Origin of the sequence: Chryseobacterium sp. Chry.R1, from assembly GCF_039645525.1 — a bacterium.
In the GTDB taxonomy this organism is placed as follows: domain Bacteria; phylum Bacteroidota; class Bacteroidia; order Flavobacteriales; family Weeksellaceae; genus Chryseobacterium; species Chryseobacterium proteolyticum.
Genome location: NZ_CP151793.1, coordinates 726,728 through 744,617, shown reverse-complemented (window position 1 = coordinate 744,617; position 17,890 = coordinate 726,728). Strand labels below are relative to the sequence as shown.

The following is a 17,890-nucleotide window of genomic DNA, read 5'->3' as shown; positions in this document are numbered from 1 at the left end:
TGATCAATTTTAATTTTTTACTTGAATTAACTGTCTGCCCCATGTAGGTGAAAGTTTACCCGTAGAATTTTTACTGTTAAATCCACTTGCTGCTTCTGCTAGTAATTTTTCAGCATCAGCTTTGTTGCCCGATTTTTCTTTTAACCTTGCCTTTAGAATTGCGAGTCTGGGATTGTTTGGTGAAGTTGCTTCAACTTTTGCAATAGCTTTTGCAATGAAGTCCATGTCTTGTGGGTCCTGAGATCCATTGATCTGCATTTTTTGAAAGTATATCAATCCAAGTAAAATATTAGCTTCTGCATTGTCTTGCTGGGAACTGAGCGCTCCCATGGCAAATTTTCTGGCAAGAGCATTGCCTCCTGGAAGATCTTCATGAACTGTTTGATTCAGTTGAACTTCTATTTTAAGATACATGGATACAGCAGCGTAATAATAAGCTTCCCATCTGTCAGTAGTTTTAGTTCCGGTAAATTTGGAAAACTTTTGGAAAAGGTTGTCGTAGTCGGCTTTTGTTTTAGCTGTATTTACTTGTGATATAGATTGTTGGAAGTCTTTTTCTGAGTAGGTTTGGGCGTTTACCCAAAAGCCAGCCAAGAAGAAGCCTGAAATTAGTAGAAATTTTTTCATAAGGGGGGATTTTATACGACAAATATAAAAAATTATTAAATTTTAATTAATGTTTTTAAGTTTTATTTAATATAACGTGGGATATGTGTTTAATATTGCATTTTTCGTAGCTTAGGATTCGTACTTCCGACAAGTAAGGCAATAAGAACCGTCATACTTCCTCCGAATACTACCGAACGGACCACGCCCAGTAGTTTTGCAGATAACCCACTTTCAAATTGTCCCATTTCATTGCTGGACATGATAAAAATTGAATTAACACTGAGTACACGTCCCCTTATATGATCAGGTGTTTTCAATTGTACAATGGTTCCACGAATTACAACGGAAATACCATCCAGCATTCCACTCATCACTAAAAACATAAATGATAACCAGTATATATGAGAGAGTCCGAATCCTATAATACAAAGCCCGAATCCGGTAACCACACCAAGTAATATTTTTCCCTGGTTTTTTCTCAGTGGAACAATGGAGAGAATGGTGATGATGCACATAGAGCCAATATCTGATGCTGCATTAAGAAGCCCGAAACCTTCAGCTCCCACCTTTAATATGTCGGTAGCATAAACAGGGATCATGGCTACGGCACCCCCAAACAGTACGGCGAACATATCCAGACATAATGCTCCTAAGATTTCTTTAGTTTTGAAAATATACGAAATACCTTCCCTCATACTTTCCACAACATTAATATTCCCTTTTTTATATTCAGAAAATTGTTTTTTCAATTGCCAGAAAAATAACGAGGCGATAAAAATGAGCAGGATGATGACCACAAGAGTCCATTTTACGCCAAAAAAACCAATAAGGAAACCTCCTATGGCGTGACCACAAACAGAAGAGATTAGAAATGTTGCTTGATTAAGGGTGACAGCATGAGGAAGATTCTCCTTTTTTACAATCTTAGGAATCATCGAGGGAACGATGGGACCAATAAACGCTCTTGCAATTCCCGTAAAAAAAATCACACTATAAATAAAATAGGTGATCTGATGCCCGCTAAAATGCATTTCAACATTGAAAAAAGCTGGAATAAGCAGGAGCCCGATGAGAAAAATATAAGCATAGTTGCAAATGAGCAAGAGTCGCTTTTTTTCATTCATATCAATTACATGTCCTGCATATAATGCGCAACTGACTGCCGGAATTACTTCCGAAAGACCAATTAATCCTATTGAGAACGGATCTTTTGTTAACTGGTACACCCACCATCCCAATAAAGTGGCAAGCATTCTGAAGGCTAAAACAATGAAAAATCTTCCGGTAAGTAGATTTCTGAATTCAATATTTTCTAAGGTTTTTAAGGGAGTAAAGGAAATCATACGCAAAAGTAGCTCTAAATATTTATTTAGAGCTACTGAGAAGTTGATTTTTCAAATGATAAATCAAATGTATTTTGAAAGATAAAATCTATTTAGTCTGCCCTTGAAGCACTCACAACGATGGCCGCAGCCGCAGCTGCACCAATAAGAACTGCTCCTCCTGTTACCCTTGCTCTTGATCTGTCTTTTACGGCAGCAACATTGGATTTTGGAATAATTACTTCTGTACTGTCTTTTTTACCTACTGTTCCTACGATATTATCACCCTGGATATTACGGAATAACATTTTTTGTTTTTTAGAACCGTCTTTCATAGTGACAATGTATATTCTTCCCGCTTCCAGATTAGAGTAATTATTTTTTGAAATATCTTCACTGTATTTTGTAGTAGCACATGAAGAGATTAAAAATAAAGAGGTAAGTAAAGATGATTTTAAAAGTACAGATGCTTTCATTATTTTTATTTAGTTTTTCAAATTTATAATTTTTTTTGAATATTTGTTTTTGGAATTGAAAAAATGTGATTATAATTTATAAATTTCCAATAAATCAGCAATTTTTCTGTCATTTGCCAATCTTGGTATTTTATTTTGTCCTCCCAGTTTGCCCTGAGATTTTGCATATTCCTGGAATGCATTTTTTTTCAGAAGCGTAATGTGCAGCTTTTGCAAGATGTTTCCTGAAATAAGATCATCATAGTAGGTATTACGTTTGCGTAGCTGATTATCCAGCTCATCCTTGAAAAGCTGAAGGTTTACAGGTTCTTTTTCGAATTCGATCAGCCATTCATGATAAGGGAGTCCTTCAATGGGAGTTACCTGCGGAGCGAGATGGAACTCTGTAATCTGAGCGGGAAACTTTTCTAAAGTGGCTTTGATGGCTTCCTCTACTTCGTAAGCTATGACATGTTCTCCAAAAGCGGATGTAAAATGTTTTGTTCTACCGCTTACTAAGATCCGGTGAGGATTTTTGCTGATAAATCGCACAACATCCCCGATAGAGTAAGCCCACAGTCCGGAATTGGTTGTTAATATCAAAGCATAATCCTTATTTAGTTCAATATCCTTTAGTGTTAATCTTCGGGCATCCGGTTTCCCGTATTCCTCTAACGGAATGAATTCATAAAAAATACCATGATGGGTAAGAAGGAGTAGCCCTTCTTTGGTATAGCTATCCTGAAACGCAAAAAAGCCTTCTGAAGCAGGAAAGGTTTGAATGATATCAACCGGTCCGCCCAGAAGATCCTCCATTTTATCACGATACGGCTCATAGTTTACTCCTCCGGTAACAATGAGCTGAAGGTTTGGAAAAAGCTGTTTGATCTTTTTACCATGCTTTTCAGTAAGCTTTTCAAAATACATAATGAGCCATGGCGGAATTCCCGATATCAGGGTCATGTTTTCTTTCTCTGTTTCTTCTACAATTTTATCAACCTTGGTTTCCCAATCTTCAATGATATTCGTTTCCCAGCTTGGGAGACGATTTTTTTGCAGATAGTTAGGGATGTGGTGGGCTACAATACCTGAGAGACGTCCTGTCTTTATTCCATACACTTCTTCAAGAACAGGGCTTCCCTGCAGGAAAATCATTTTTCCATTGACGAAATCAGCGTTTTTTTTCTGGGAAATATAATGGAATAATGCACTTTGAGCTGCTGCTACCTGAAAGGGCATTCCTTCTTTTGAAATGGGAATGTATTTTGATCCTGAAGTTGTTCCCGAGGTTTTGGCAAAATATTGGGGTGTTTCAGGCCAAAGGATATTTGCTTGTCCTTTTTTTACCCGTTCGATGTAAGGCTTTAAATCTTCATAATCGGATACAGGTACTTTTTCCTGGAAGTCTTGTACAGACTGAATATTTTCGAATTGATGTTCTCTTCCAAAAAGAGTCTTTTTTGCAGTATCAATCAGTGATAAAAGCAATTTTTCCTGATCCTTTTCTGCATTCTTTTTGAATTCTTCGGCTTTTTGGACATGTTTTTTTGCCCAGGCCAGTGCTATATTTTTCTTTAGGAAGCTTAACATGGTTCAAATTTATAAATAACTAAATAATCTGAGAATACTTTTATGGAATATGAAATAAAAAAAACCGATGATAGCCTCATCGGTTCTTCGAAATTTGATTATGAAAATAACAACTATATGTTGAGTTTATTTGTTGGCTTTATACCTTTTATCTGGTGTGCCATCTTTTTTTAAATGTTTGTTTGCTTTGTATCTTTTATCAGGAGTTCCGTCCTTTTTCATTTTCATTCCATTTGACGTAGCAGCAGATTTAGTTTCAGTGGCTTTCAATGCTTTTGGCGCTTCCTGAGCTTTCAAAGTTTTCGGAGCCTGCTGAACAGTTTTAGTTGCAGTTGCCGGAGTTGTTTGTTGAGCAGTTGCAAGACCTAATCCTAAGATTAATGACATTGCGGTTAATAATTTTTTCATAGAATTACATTATTTTGGTTTTGTTGAGTAAAGGTATGCAAAAATCGTACAGATAGATCTAGTATATAGAAACTTAACTAAAGTTTATTACAGATTAAAAAAAGATTAAACGATCGCAGATATTAAAAGAAAAAACCTGTTTCTAAAAAGAAACAGGCCTGTTAAAAAAAATAATTATTATCGTGTACAATTGGCTGTCCACGTTTTGCCGTCTTTAAGATAAAGGATCTTTAATTCATTATTATCAATCCTTATATAAGAGGTTGCGCTGGAACCAATCATAACTAAACTATTATCACCTTTTTGCTCAAACTCTATTCCATTAAGGTCGGGAATGCCGTTTGAAAATCGAAAATTATACTTTGTACCGCTGGCGATTTTGGTTACAAATACACTACCGTCATTGGTGCTTGTATTTGTTGAACCACCGTCGTTATAAGATACGCTTCCACGGTATGTGCCTGCGAAGAAATCATTGTTTGCAGGATCATCATCCCTGCTACATGATGCTATAGTGACTGCTGCAAAAAATGTCACCATAAAAATGCCCAGAATTTTAATTGCTTTTTTCATAATACTATTTTTAGTGTTGTTATATTCGTATGAATGAAGTTTTCAAACACTGTGCCATGAAGTAAAATGGTTAGTTTTTTAACTTTTAATTAGAGTTTTTAGTAAAAAGATGCTATTTAGATTATCGATGGTGGATTATTTTGATTTTTGAATAATTTGCTATTTTATTGGGTTGGAAAAAATATAGCTACCTTTGTTCTAAATTAATGAACGGTTTCGGAGAACTTCCGAAATCGATTTTGTCGTTTATACCGTTATTACTTATGCAGTTAAAACCTATTCATGAAAAATTTCTTCCGGATTTACTACAAAAAGAATTTGGCAAAGAAATTTTCACACAACTGGAAGCGAATCAACACATCTCGGTAAAAGGGAATGCAGGATCTTCCACTTCTGTTTTTGTGGCAGAGCTTTTCCTGACCCAAAAGAAGAATATTCTTTACATTATAGATGATAAGGAAGATGCTCTTTATGCTAATACTGAAATGGAGGATCTGTTGGGTAAAGACAAGGTTCTTTATTTTCCTGCAACTCATCTTGAACCCTATCAGGTTGAAAAAACTCAGAATGCAAATCTTGTTTTAAGAACAGAGGTTTTAAATAAAATAAATTCCGGGAAATCTCCAAAAGTAATTGTAGCATATGCCGGGGCTTTATCAGAGAAAGTTCTGAAAAAAGAAGATTTTAAAGCAATTTCACATCATATCAAAGTAGGAGATCAGCTCGATTTTGATTTTGTGGATGAACTGCTTTCCCATTATCAGTTTCAGCAGGCAGATTTTGTATCCGAGCCAGGAGAGTTTTCAGTAAGAGGAGGAATTGTAGATGTTTTTTCTTACTCTAATGAAAAGCCTTATAGAATCACTTTTTTTGGTAACGAGGTGGAAAGCATCAAAACTTTTGACATCGAAACGCAGCTGTCGGTAGATAAGATCAAAGAATTTCAACTTGTTTCAAATATGAACTTTTCGGTTTCTGGCATCCGGGTTTCCTTACTTCAGCTTCTGCCGAAAGAGAGTTTTGTGATTTCGAGAAATGGAGTGGTAGGATTGCAAAAAATAAGATCATTCTATGAGAAATCGTTGGAAAAGTATGAATCTTTAAGTAAAGATATTGCCCACAGGACTCCTGACGAATTGTTCATTTCCGATCAGGAGTTTTTATTTGATTACAAGAAGTTCAAAACAATTGATTTCAGCAGTGTTGCCATTGAAGGGCTTAATACTTATGAGATTAGTATAGAGCAAACTTCCCAGCCTTCTTTTCATAAAAATTTTGAATTATTAATTCAGGATCTGGAAGAGAAGCAGAATGACGGTTTCGATACCTGGATTTCGTTTTCAACAGAAAAACAAAGAGAACGACTGGAGTCAATTTTTGAAGAACTTGAACATCAAATGATCTTCAAAAGCTTTAAATCTGAACTTCATGAAGGTTTTGTTGATAATAACCATAAAATATCTGTGTATACCGATCATCAGATATTTGACCGTTATCAAAGATATAAGGCTAAAAATACTTTTGCTAAATCTGAGCAGCTTACCCTCAAGGATCTTATGTCTCTTAAAGTCGGGGATTATATTGCCCATATCGATCATGGGATCGGAAAATTTATGGGATTGGTAAAAGTTAATAATGATGGGAAAATTCAGGAATGTTTTAAACTTACCTATAAAAATGGAGATTTACTTTACGTAAGTATTCATTCACTTCATAAAATATCAAAATATAACGGGCCTGATGGAAAAGAAGTTGTTCTGAGTAAATTAGGATCTCCGGCATGGAAGTCTTTAAAGCAAAAAACAAAAGCAAAAGTAAAGCAGATCGCTTTTGATCTTATCAAACTTTATGCACAAAGAAAAACCGCTCAAGGTTTTGCCTATACCCCGGATTCTTATTTACAAAATGAATTGGAAGCCAGTTTTATTTATGAAGATACTCCGGATCAGGAAAAAGCAACGATTGATGTGAAGGCGGATATGGAGGCAAGTACTGTGATGGATCGTCTGGTGTGTGGAGATGTAGGTTTTGGTAAAACAGAAGTTGCAATAAGAGCTGCGTTTAAGGCAGCAACAGATGGCAAACAGGTTGCGGTTTTAGTTCCAACGACAATTCTTGCATTTCAGCATTACAGAAGCTTTAAGGAAAGGCTGAAAGATTTTCCGGTGAATGTTTCATACATCAATAGATTCAGGTCAGCAAAACAAAAATCGGAAGCTTTAGAAGGATTAAAAAATGGTAAAGTAGATATCATCATAGGAACGCATCAGCTTGCCAGCAATAGTGTTAAGTTTAAAGATTTAGGCTTGTTGATTATTGATGAGGAACATAAGTTCGGAGTTTCCGTAAAAGATAAGCTGAAAACGCTTAAAAGCAATGTGGATACACTTACACTGACGGCGACACCTATTCCGAGAACTTTGCAGTTCTCCCTGATGGCTGCAAGAGATTTATCTGTCATCAAAACACCACCTCCAAACAGGCAGCCGGTAGACACTCAGATTATCGGGTTTAATGAAGAGATTCTTCGTGATGCCGTTTCATATGAATTACAAAGAGACGGACAGGTCTATTTTATCAACAACCGGATTGAAAACTTAAAAGATATTGCCGGACTCATCCAGAGATTGGTTCCGGACGCCAGGGTTATTACTGGTCATGGCCAAATGGAAGGGAAGCAGCTGGAGCGGAATGTCCTTGATTTTATGGAGGGCAAATATGATGTACTGGTCTCAACAACTATTGTGGAAAGTGGGGTAGATGTTCCGAATGCCAATACGATATTTATCAATGATGCTCAAAGGTTTGGTATGGCAGATCTCCACCAGATGAGGGGAAGGGTTGGACGAAGTAACAGGAAAGCTTTCTGTTATCTGATCACTCCTCCTTATGATATGATGACTTCTGATGCGAGAAAGAGATTGGAAGCTATTGAACAGTTTTCAGATCTTGGAAGTGGATTCCAGATTGCCATGAAAGATCTGGAAATCCGTGGCGCAGGAGATTTGTTAGGTGCTGAGCAAAGTGGATTTATTAATGAAATGGGATTTGAAACATACCAGAAGCTGATGCAGGAAGCTTTGGAGGAGTTAAAAGATGATGAAGATTTTGAAAACCTGTTTGACAATGAAGAGGACAGGCAGAAACTTTTTAAATCTGTAAAGGAAGTGAATATAGATACCGACCTGGAGCTTATGCTTCCTGATTTCTATATCTCTAATACAGAAGAGAGGTTATTGCTGTATCAGAAGATTGCAGAAATTGATAATGAAAAAGATCTTCAGAAATTTGAATCCGAATTGATCGACCGTTTTGGGCCTTTACCGGAGGAAGCTGTTAATCTTTTAAAAAGTGTGTCTTTAAAATGGCTCGCTGCAGACATTGGATTTGAAAAAATTGTTATGAAGAATGGTGTCTTTTTAGGGTATTTTCCGGGTAATCCTCAAGATAAGTTTTATCAGACAGAAAAATTCAGGCACATTATCAATTACCTTACTCAAAATCCTTCGGAGGCTCAATTAAAAGAAAAAATAGGAAAAGAAGGGAATAATTTAATGATGAGAAAAGATAAGGTGAAAAATGTAGATGAAGTAAATATTTTGTTGAGGTCTATATTGCAGCTATAGCCCTGTTTTAAAGATAATTCTACTTTTCGTTACGAAGAATTCTATTAATACATAGGCATATTTCTATGGTATAAATAATTAAACTATAGGGTTTTATATTAAAATTGTGTACCTTTGTGCCGCTTATTATGAAAAAAACTATGTATTACTGCATAGCAGGGCTTTGCTCTGTCTATGCTCACGCGCAGGTGGGAATTGACACTAATTCACCAAATTCGACTCTCGATGTAAACGGGAAAACCACCTTAAGAAAAGAATTAAGAGTGGGAGGTACTCCTACTCAAGTTGGAAATGCCGGACTAAACGGACAAGTTTTAGTTTCGCAGGGAGAAAATCTACCTCCTGTATGGAAATCAATCAACGTATCTTTTATGGAAGAAGGACAGTACAAATTAATTAATTCGTACCTGTCTCTGGATCAAAAAGGAATTACCAGTCTATCTAATGGTGTCGCAGGTGATATGATCTATACCAATGTTGTTGGGGATAATATAACCGATACCAGCAAGGGTAAATGGTTGAAGATTGAAGGCCTTGAAAATAATTTTACAGTTAAAAATCCTAAAAACAGGATTACTTACCAATTCCAGACAGGGATTGAATTGAAAGCTCCCGTGGCTACTACTTCCCAGAATATAAGCTTTACATGCGGAGTATTCAGAGGGGGTAAGCTTGTTGCTGTCCGTCCTGATAAAGTTTCCTCTACAAATAATACAGACAAAGGAGGATTTCAGGACTATATTTTTACACTGAATTACACTGAGCAAAACGTTCCCCTTGGTGCTCAGAAAATTGAAGTGGCTTGTAGAAAAATTGAGTCTTCTGATGTGAACAGCCAATTTTCGATTGGACGTAACATTTCGAATTCCAATACAGTTTCTAATGCCTTTACTTTAGAATCGGATCTAAAGATTGATATTATTGAATACGTAACCTACAAAGCCAACTAATTATGAAAAATATATTATCGCTTCTATTCTTATCAATCGGGCTTTCTGTTTCTGCGCAGATAGGAATAAAAACAGTAACTCCAAGAGCAAAACTTGATGTAAACGGAGATATTAACCTTCGTAATAAACTGGTTGTTTTAAATACAACAGACAATAGCCTCGTTCAGGGGACAAATGGCCAGATATTGGTTTCACAGGGAGAAAATTATCCTCCGATTTGGAAAACACTTAGAATTCCTGAATATGAACCTAATCAGTTCTACCTGATCTTTAATAACTCTTTTTCAGATAGAACAGGTGTTACTTTTACTGGAACTGAGGAATCTTCTACAAGATCTACACGATCTACGAGCTTTGTAAAAGGGAGCGACTTCAGCACTTTTAATAACTTTAAAAAGATCAATGCTTTATCTCAGCCGTTCCAGGTATACAGTACGGATAGTAAAACGTATTTTCAGTTTGAAACTGTAGTTCATACGAATTTCCCTGCTAATGGTGCTACAGATACTTCGATTGATTATGCTTGCGGAATCTTTGTAGATAATAAATTGGTGAACCTAAGACAAGGAAATATTAAAGCAAGTACTGCAAGCAATACCTTTTTAACTCACAATCAAATCGGAATTGCTTCGAATCTTACAAAAGGAACTCATACTGTAAGTGTGGCTTGTTCAAGATTGCAGTCATATAACACGAATAATGCTACTTTGGGAATAGGAATCAATGTGGCAACCAATATCGATAGCTTTATTGCCCAGTCTTCTCTTAAAGTGGACGTTTACGAAATCCCTCAAGTCTTTAACACCATTTTAAATTAAATCATGAAAAAAATATTTTTAATAACATTATTATTAGGTGTTGGTTTGTCTAAAGCTCAAGTGGGAATCAATACTAACACACCTGTAAACACATTAGATATTAATGGAGATGTCAATGTAAATAAAGAATTGAGAACAGGAGGGACTAATACCGTAAAAGGGAACGCAGGAAATGCTGGAGAGATTTTTCATAACAATTCCGATTTGGTTAGTAACGATTGGAAAAGTATAAAGATTGCAGACGGACAGGGAAGTATGGCTTTGTTTTCCATCAATACGGTTTCTGATAAAGTAGGTGCTACTTTTTCAGGCGCAAACGGTTCTACATCACCTTATGCAGAAAATGCGGCACTGGATGCTACTTGGACAGTTCTGACAGGAGCTGTTGATACCTTTTCTATTACCAATGCAACGAATAAAGTAGTGTTTACTTTTCAGACAACGACACAAAAAACGGCTAATGCAAATTCTTCAATAAGTTATGCTTGCGGAATTTTTGTGAACAATACGCTTAAGGCTGTGAGAACAGACGTTTTGGTTGGAGGTGATGGTACAAATAAGATTTTCAATCTTAATGCTACACTTACTAACCTTACTCCTCAGAATAACTATAGCGTTAAAGCAGCATGTACTAAAAGAAACCTGAACTCCGGAACTTTAGGAACAGGAAAAGCTGTAAATACAACTTATTTAAATGATGATATGGCACAATCAGTACTTACGACTCAGGTACTACAACCTTACTAATCATTAATTTTATCGATAAAAAAACAAAAAAACTAAAAGCGGGTCTTTTAGTTTTTTTTGTTTTATAGCACAACTTACTTATAAGTAAATAGCTCTTCTAAAGATATAGTCTACAGTGAAATATGTTTTTTTACCCAACTTTTTCTCTTCAGAATATCTAAAGTACAAGAAAACCTGCTTATTTGATTGTTAGTTTTCTTATAATATAAATAAATATATGCTTTTTGTTTAAAAAAAAATTATATTTGTGAAAAAATAAATAATCCCCTTGGAAATGAAACAACTTTTCTATTTTATTTTACTGTTTGCTGGTTTTTCTTCCATTCATTCGTGTAAAGATCTTATTGATGAAGACGGAAATCCACTTGTTGATTTACATAACAATACCGGACTGACAGGGCCTAGAGCTTTGTATAGAGAAATTACGGATGCTGATACCATTGCAGAGTATCATTACAGTGGGCTGCTTTTATCCCGTGTGCTCACAGATAGTGCTTCTATTACAGATATTATGTATAGCGGAGATAAGGTAAGCAAGATTGATTTCAGAGGTTTTCTTGATTTAGATAATAATGGAAAATTAGATAAGGATAGTGTTTCGTATTCTCAGATTTTCACTTATGGTGTATCGGGAAAAATAGATAAGGTATCTGAAAGCCGTTCAGTGTTCAGGAGAACACCTCCGGTTATTCCGGGAGATCCTCCAGGTCCTCAAACTCTTTTCAGAAAAACCAAGACTCTTTATAATTTGAAATATGCAGCTTCAACAAGCAAGCTTGACAGTATTATCATGAGATCAGGAGAGGATGTTTCAGGAGTTCCGTTTGTTTACAAAAACTATTCAAGAACTGGGTATACTTATTTAGGGGATAATGTAAGTAAAGTAGTAAGACATTATGGCCCGATGAGTAATGACGTATTTGGCGCACCAACAGGTAAACTGGGTTATGATTATGCGAACTTTGACACTCAGATAAGTGCATATACATTGCTTCCTTTTGCTTATAAAATATCTGTGATCCTTTCTACAGAAATGAATGATAAGAGAAGTCTGATCCTATCTCCAAACAGTCCGAAGAGAATGGCGATAACGGATCTTACGACACCAATCCCTGTTCCGGCAGTGTTCAGTACAGATTATCATTACGATCCACAGACTTACGTAACAAAAGGGTATGGAATAAATTATATCTACAAGCCTTTATAAAATTTTTTTTAACAATAGATCAACTCAATTCTTTAACGGATTGAGTTTTTTTATTTTTTATCCCTTAATTTTGCAAAAAATTTCAAATGAAATATTTAATAGTCGGACTCGGTAACAAGGGTGGGGAATATGAAAATACACGTCATAATATAGGATTCAAGGTTGCAGAAAAAATAGCAGAAAGTCTTGAAGCTTCATTTAATACAACCAATTTCGGATGGATGGCAGAAGGGAAATATAAAGGCAGGAAAGTCTTTATTTTAAAACCGGACACTTATATGAATCTTTCTGGTAATGCTGTAAAATACTGGATGCAGAAAGAAAATATCCCTCTGGAAAATATATTAATTATTACGGATGATCTGGTACTTCCTTTCGGGACATTAAGAATGAAAATGAAAGGATCTGATGCGGGACACAACGGTTTAAAAAATATTAATGAAGTTTTGAAGACACAGAATTACGCACGGCTTCGCTTTGGAATTTCTGCGGACTTTACAGAAGGGAGGCAGGTAGATTATGTTTTGGGTACATGGAATGAAGAGGAAAGAGAAAAATTGCCAGAAAGAATTGAACAATTTTCAAAGGCGTGCCTTTCATTTGTTTTTGCGGGCATTAACAATACAATGTCAGCTTTCAACGGGAAATAAATCAGATTTTACATAAAACAATAAACCTCCGTCAGGAGGTTTTATTATTTAGCAACAACAATATCCTTTACAATTTTCTTTTCAAAAAAATTTCTTTCACTGGTGGTAAAACGGTAATTATGCTCCTGTTCAAAAAACTCTATTGGAGTTGTGGGAGAGTTATCGGGTTTCCATTTAATAATCATTGTTGGTTTCTGAGCGGAGTTGATATCGCTTTCTGAAAACGTGAATATCGTATTTAACAAAGGACTACTGGGATTTTCATTAATATCTGATTTTGTTTTTTTAGGTTGTAACTGGGAAAGGTCTTTTAGTAGTAGTGAAAAAGGTTTACCAATGTATTTTTCTTTGTTTGTTTCAAATTTTTTAAGATAAGCGAGGGTATCTGTAACTTGCTTTTGTGCTTTTAAAGATCCGCTCAATATTACTAAAATTCCAATCAGAATGAAGTTTACCTGTAGTTTCATAAGTTTGTCTGCAACATTAATTTTACATATCAAATGTAGGAAAAATTGAGCCTTGAAAATTCTTATGCTTAAAATAAAAGAACCACCGGGTTGCGATGGCTCTTTATTGTGAATTTAAAAATTAATTGATCTAACTATTACATAGTAATATCTGAATACTATAACCAGGTTACAGCACCTGTTTCAACATCGTAGTTTGCTCCAACGATTTTGATTTTGCCTTCATTTTCAAGGTTTCTAAGCGTTGAACTTTGTTTACGGATGTCTTCGATAGCATTTTTTACATTCTGATGATTCAGTCTTTCTAATAATGAACTGTTTTTTGACGAACGTTCTTCATTCTCTTCAATCACTTCATTGATGATCGGATCAAAATGGTTAATCAGGTGGTTCAGGTTATCCATTCCCATTCCTTCGATTTGTGCGGCATCAAGTCCTCCTTTCAAGGCACCACATTTGGTGTGTCCTAAAACAACGATAAGTTTGGAACCTGCGACATTACAACCGAACTCCATTGATCCCAGAATATCCTGATTCACAAAGTTACCGGCAATTCTGATGCTGAAAACATCACCCAGTCCCTGATCAAAGATTAGCTCTGCTGAGGTACGGCTGTCTATACAGCTTAAAACAACTGCAAAAGGCCACTGTCCTTCACGGGTTGCATTTACCTGTTCCAAGAGGTCTCTGTTAGCCTTTAAGTTGTTTACAAATCTTTGGTTTCCTTCTTTTAAAAACTCTAAAGCTTTCTCGGGAGTAATCGTTGATTGGGTTTCGTACGTATGTGCTTTCATATAATTTAATGGTTTTTTCAAATTTTAAAGTTAAAAAATAATTGTTGATAAATGAGCTTACATAGCTCTTCTGTGTGTAACCAGTATGTGTGAATCTTCATTTTTTTCGTAATCTCTGTACGAGGTTTTGAAGCCCAGAAGCTCTACCGTTATATCCTCTTCTTTTGCGCGGATGTTGGCAAAATCCTGGATCATTTCTAAAACGTCTGTCGCTATATATGAAGTATCCCTGGCATCGATGGTTACTGCAGAATTAGGTTTTATATTTTTAAGTGTTTTTTTGATGGCTGCTTTGTTTAAAAAAGAAACTTCTTCAGCCAGTTTGATATTGATTTCGTCTGCATCATCCAGATTCTCCCTGCTAAGGTAATACGCTCTTTTCATATTTCCCTGAAGGATGTAGAAAATGGAAATGGCAAGACCTATTCCAACCCCTTTTAACAAGTCTGTTGCCACAACAGCTACAACTGTTGCTAAAAAAGGGATAAACTGAAATTTTCCCAAATGCCAGAAATGTTTGAATGTAGCCGGTTTTGCTAATTTATAACCTACTAAAATTAATACGGCGGCTAATGTTGCCAATGGTATTAAATTGAGTAGAAATGGTATGGTCAGTACGCATACCAGAAGCAGAACACCGTGGATCATTGCTGAGAGTTTTGATGTTGCCCCTGCATTAGCATTTGCCGAGCTTCTTACAACAACGGAGGTCATAGGTAATCCGCCGATAAATGAGCTGACAAGGTTTCCGATTCCCTGTGCTTTAAGTTCTAAATTGGTATCTGTTATTCTTCTCTGTCTGTCCAGCCTGTCAGATGCTTCAATACAAAGCAAGGTCTCAATGGAGGCAACAATAGCGATCGTTGCACCTGCGATCCATACTTTGGGATTTGTAAATCCGGTAAAATCCGGTAATAAGATTAAATTTTTAAAATCATCAATGGATTTTGGAACAGGTAATGAAACCAAGTGTTCTGTTTTTATGGCCAGTGGGCTTCCAGTCATTTTAAAAGTTTCATTTAATAGGATTCCTGTAACTACGGCAACCAATGCTCCAGGAAGCATCTTCATTCTCCTGAGTGCGGGAACTTTATCCCAAAGCAGAAGAATACTCACTGATACTACTGTTACAAGAACGGCTCCCGGATGTATGGCCCCGAAAAGCTCGGTAAAGTAATTAAAGTTTAAGCCATTGTCGAAAATAGATTCATGTCCTTCGTAGTCTTTATCGAATCCTAATGCATGAGGAATCTGCTTTAGGATAATAATAATTCCTATTGCCGCAAGCATTCCCTCAATTACATTATTAGGGAAGTAGTTGGAAATACTTCCAGCTCTTGCAAACCCTAAAATCAATTGAATAAATCCTGCAATAATTCCTGCACAAAGAAACAATTCAAAGGCGCCAAGATCTGTAATGGCTGTTAAAACAATTGCTGTTAAACCAGCTGCAGGGCCGGAAACAGAAATGTTTGAATTACTTATTGTTCCTACGACCAGGCCACCTACGATACCGGCGATAATTCCGGATAAAGGAGGTGCACCTGATGCTAAAGCAATTCCTAAACAAAGAGGAAGTGCTACTAAGAATACCACGAGTCCTGAAGGGAAATTTTCCTTGATTCCTCCTATTAATGATGTCTTTTTCATGATGTGAAGCTGTGAGATATAACCAGCATATTTGTCTTTAAATAAGCTAGTTATAAAGATTGAAAATTTAATTTTTAAAGCACGTATGTATTCATTATCAAAAAAGTTGATAAGGAATAGGTATCAAAAAACTCTAACTATAAAAATTAAGCTTCGGGAGGCGGAGAAAATATGGTTAATAAGGGAGACAGGTGAAAATCATCATCCACCAATACAAAAGATCTGTCTTTTACGTCCGGTTCAAAGAACTTGAGATAATCAAATACATCTAATGTTTTAGGAAGTGTTTTTTCGTACACTGTAAAAGAAGTAGGATGGGAGTGTGGTTCTTCTTCATTGACTATTATATTGGTTCTCAGTAAATCCCAGCCCGCTACTGCAGCAATGCTCGGCAAGGCTGTAAAGTTTAGGAAAACCGTCAATACAATAATACTCCAGAATTTCATTTCACTCTTTTTTGGAAAAACTATTTTGTTTTTCTGTTCATGACCCAGTCTGATTCGGTTAGATTATATATTTTCTGGATGTCTTTCAAAACCTTTTCAAAGTCAATCTCCAGATCAATAATTTTTCCGGTTCGAAGGTCGAAAACCCAGCCATGAACTATAGGATACTCTTCTAATATGTATCTCTCCTGAACACAGGCCATTTTGATTACGTTGATACATTGCTCCTGAACATTAAGTTCTACAAGCCTGTCATAACGTTTTCCTTCATCCTGAATTGAATCCAGTTCAGTCTGGTGTAATCTGTAAACATCGCGAATATTTCTAAGCCAGGGATTTAATAATCCTAAATCCTGAGGAGTCATCGCTGCTTTTACTCCACCACAATTATAATGCCCACAAACAATAATGTGTTTTACTTTTAAGTGCTCTACTGCATATTGAATAACCGCTGTAGAACTCATATCCAAAGTATTTACAACATTGGCAATGTTTCTGTGGACAAAAACTTCTCCAGGTTTAGCTCCCATTAATTCTTCAGCTGTTGCCCTACTGTCCGAGCATCCGATATATAGATAGTCCGGATGTTGGGTTTTGGCTAATTCTTCAAAGAAAGCCGGATCCTGTGAAATTTTGGATTCGACCCATTTTTTGTTGTTTTCAAAAATAACTTCGTACGATTGGGACATAAAATAAATTTTTAAGGTTTATAATTATTCATTTCGTTTAAATTATTTTCAAATCCAATAGATCAAATCAATAATTATGCAAAAATATAATTTTTGATGAAAAGTTGATCTCTTTTAACAAAGTTTAATATTAAAATATGCTTAAAATCATACATCTGCTTTAAAATCAAGCATTATATCTTATTTTTAATACTAATTATTATTTTTTTCAAAATTTAAACGGAACAAAAATCTAAATAAAAGTACGAACAATTAGACAGAATGTATGGATTTAGTAATTAAAATATTCTTAAATGCTTAAAACAGGCGTATTGGGCAAGCGAAAATTTTATATTTTGTTATTGATATAACCTTCTGTCGCATCTTCTTTGGGATATATTTTTCCAGGATTACCTACAACTACAGAATTGGAAGGAACATCAAAGTTTACATAGGAGTTGGGTGCAATTAGTACATTGTCTCCAATAGTAATTCCACCTACGATTACAGCGTTAGCACCTATCCATACTTCATTTCCAATAGTCGGAATTCCTGTGTTTTTCCCCCGGTTTTGCTGGCCAATGGTTACACCTTGAGCAATGTTACAATTAATTCCGATCTTAGTTTTAGGATTAATAACCAAACTTCCCCAATGTCCTAAGTAGAACCCTTCTCCAATTTGGGTTTCCGGATAGATCTGAAACCCATACTTTATCTGATGGTGCCTTAATACAAATCTCCAGAATGCTCCGGCAAGGGATTTCTTTTTGTAGGATTGGGCTTTTCTAAGTATATAAATAAAATGGAGATTGGGGTTTACACATTTAGCCCACATCTCAAATTTAGAAAGCCATTTTCCATTTTCGCGGTAGAAGTCTTTTTGGATAGTAGTATATTGATCTGGCATATA

General features: G+C 35.8%; 18 protein-coding genes. 6 read left to right on the top strand and 12 right to left on the bottom strand.

The genetic code is table 11. The features are described 5' to 3' along the window. Positions 1–9: 9 nt before the first annotated feature. From AAEU33_RS03515 to AAEU33_RS03490, 6 genes are all read right to left on the bottom strand, one after another. Entirely contained in the window at positions 10–627 is a 618-nt protein-coding gene (locus AAEU33_RS03515) for a hypothetical protein (protein WP_345990945.1), read from the bottom strand. A gap of 89 nt (positions 628–716) precedes the next feature. Next, the gene (locus AAEU33_RS03510) at positions 717–1,952 is read right to left on the bottom strand and encodes an MFS transporter (RefSeq protein WP_273650456.1); all 1,236 of its coding nucleotides are present in this window, start codon (positions 1,950–1,952) and stop codon (positions 717–719) included. Between the two features lie 92 nt (positions 1,953–2,044). Next, entirely contained in the window at positions 2,045–2,407 is a 363-nt protein-coding gene (locus AAEU33_RS03505) for a hypothetical protein (RefSeq protein WP_345990944.1), read from the bottom strand. 69 nt (positions 2,408–2,476) lie between these two features. Further along, positions 2,477–3,976 (bottom strand): GH3 auxin-responsive promoter family protein, encoded by a 1,500-nt coding sequence (locus AAEU33_RS03500; protein WP_345990943.1) that lies wholly within the window; start codon positions 3,974–3,976, stop codon positions 2,477–2,479. A gap of 126 nt (positions 3,977–4,102) precedes the next feature. Next, a complete protein-coding gene (locus tag AAEU33_RS03495; protein ID WP_172282283.1) occupies positions 4,103–4,384 on the bottom strand; it encodes a hypothetical protein in 282 nt (93 codons plus the stop codon). Between the two features lie 177 nt (positions 4,385–4,561). Beyond that, positions 4,562–4,957 (bottom strand): hypothetical protein, encoded by a 396-nt coding sequence (locus AAEU33_RS03490; RefSeq protein WP_273650458.1) that lies wholly within the window; start codon positions 4,955–4,957, stop codon positions 4,562–4,564. A 263-nt stretch (positions 4,958–5,220) separates the two neighbouring features. Between AAEU33_RS03490 and mfd the strand changes: the two genes are divergently transcribed. The 6 genes from mfd (at position 5,221) to pth (ending at position 12,955) form a co-directional block, all read left to right on the top strand. Further along, positions 5,221–8,583: a transcription-repair coupling factor gene (gene mfd, locus AAEU33_RS03485; protein WP_345992737.1), complete on the top strand. Its 3,363-nt coding sequence runs from the start codon at positions 5,221–5,223 to the stop codon at positions 8,581–8,583. Positions 8,584–8,723: 140 nt separating this feature from the next. Beyond that, positions 8,724–9,533, top strand: a complete 810-nt coding sequence (locus AAEU33_RS03480; RefSeq protein ID WP_345990942.1) for a hypothetical protein — start codon at positions 8,724–8,726, stop codon at positions 9,531–9,533. Positions 9,534–9,535: 2 nt separating this feature from the next. Further along, positions 9,536–10,351, top strand: coding sequence for a hypothetical protein (locus tag AAEU33_RS03475; protein ID WP_345990941.1), 816 nt, complete (start codon positions 9,536–9,538; stop codon positions 10,349–10,351). A 3-nt stretch (positions 10,352–10,354) separates the two neighbouring features. After that, on the top strand, positions 10,355–11,098 hold the full coding sequence (locus AAEU33_RS03470) for a hypothetical protein (protein WP_345990940.1): 744 nt from the start codon (positions 10,355–10,357) through the stop codon (positions 11,096–11,098). Positions 11,099–11,372: 274 nt separating this feature from the next. Then, a complete protein-coding gene (locus tag AAEU33_RS03465) occupies positions 11,373–12,305 on the top strand; it encodes a hypothetical protein (RefSeq protein ID WP_172282292.1) in 933 nt (310 codons plus the stop codon). 86 nt (positions 12,306–12,391) lie between these two features. Continuing rightward, the gene (gene pth, locus AAEU33_RS03460; protein ID WP_345990939.1) at positions 12,392–12,955 is read left to right on the top strand and encodes an aminoacyl-tRNA hydrolase; all 564 of its coding nucleotides are present in this window, start codon (positions 12,392–12,394) and stop codon (positions 12,953–12,955) included. Positions 12,956–12,999: 44 nt separating this feature from the next. Here pth and AAEU33_RS03455 read toward each other — a convergent pair whose 3' ends face one another. The 6 genes from AAEU33_RS03455 to AAEU33_RS03430 all read right to left on the bottom strand — a co-directional run bounded on the left by AAEU33_RS03455 (position 13,000) and on the right by AAEU33_RS03430 (position 17,887). Continuing rightward, a complete protein-coding gene (locus tag AAEU33_RS03455; protein WP_345990938.1) occupies positions 13,000–13,422 on the bottom strand; it encodes a hypothetical protein in 423 nt (140 codons plus the stop codon). Between the two features lie 158 nt (positions 13,423–13,580). Continuing rightward, positions 13,581–14,216 (bottom strand): carbonic anhydrase, encoded by a 636-nt coding sequence (locus AAEU33_RS03450; RefSeq protein ID WP_172282297.1) that lies wholly within the window; start codon positions 14,214–14,216, stop codon positions 13,581–13,583. A gap of 57 nt (positions 14,217–14,273) precedes the next feature. After that, positions 14,274–15,866: a SulP family inorganic anion transporter gene (locus tag AAEU33_RS03445; RefSeq protein ID WP_172282299.1), complete on the bottom strand. Its 1,593-nt coding sequence runs from the start codon at positions 15,864–15,866 to the stop codon at positions 14,274–14,276. Between the two features lie 146 nt (positions 15,867–16,012). Then, a complete protein-coding gene (locus AAEU33_RS03440) occupies positions 16,013–16,312 on the bottom strand; it encodes a hypothetical protein (protein ID WP_172282300.1) in 300 nt (99 codons plus the stop codon). A gap of 20 nt (positions 16,313–16,332) precedes the next feature. Next, positions 16,333–17,001 carry a carbonic anhydrase gene (locus tag AAEU33_RS03435; protein ID WP_172282302.1) on the bottom strand — a complete coding sequence of 223 codons (669 nt, stop codon included), beginning with the start codon at positions 16,999–17,001 and terminating at the stop codon, positions 16,333–16,335. Between the two features lie 328 nt (positions 17,002–17,329). Further along, positions 17,330–17,887, bottom strand: a complete 558-nt coding sequence (locus tag AAEU33_RS03430; protein ID WP_345990937.1) for a serine acetyltransferase — start codon at positions 17,885–17,887, stop codon at positions 17,330–17,332. Between the last annotated feature and the right edge of the window lie 3 nt (positions 17,888–17,890).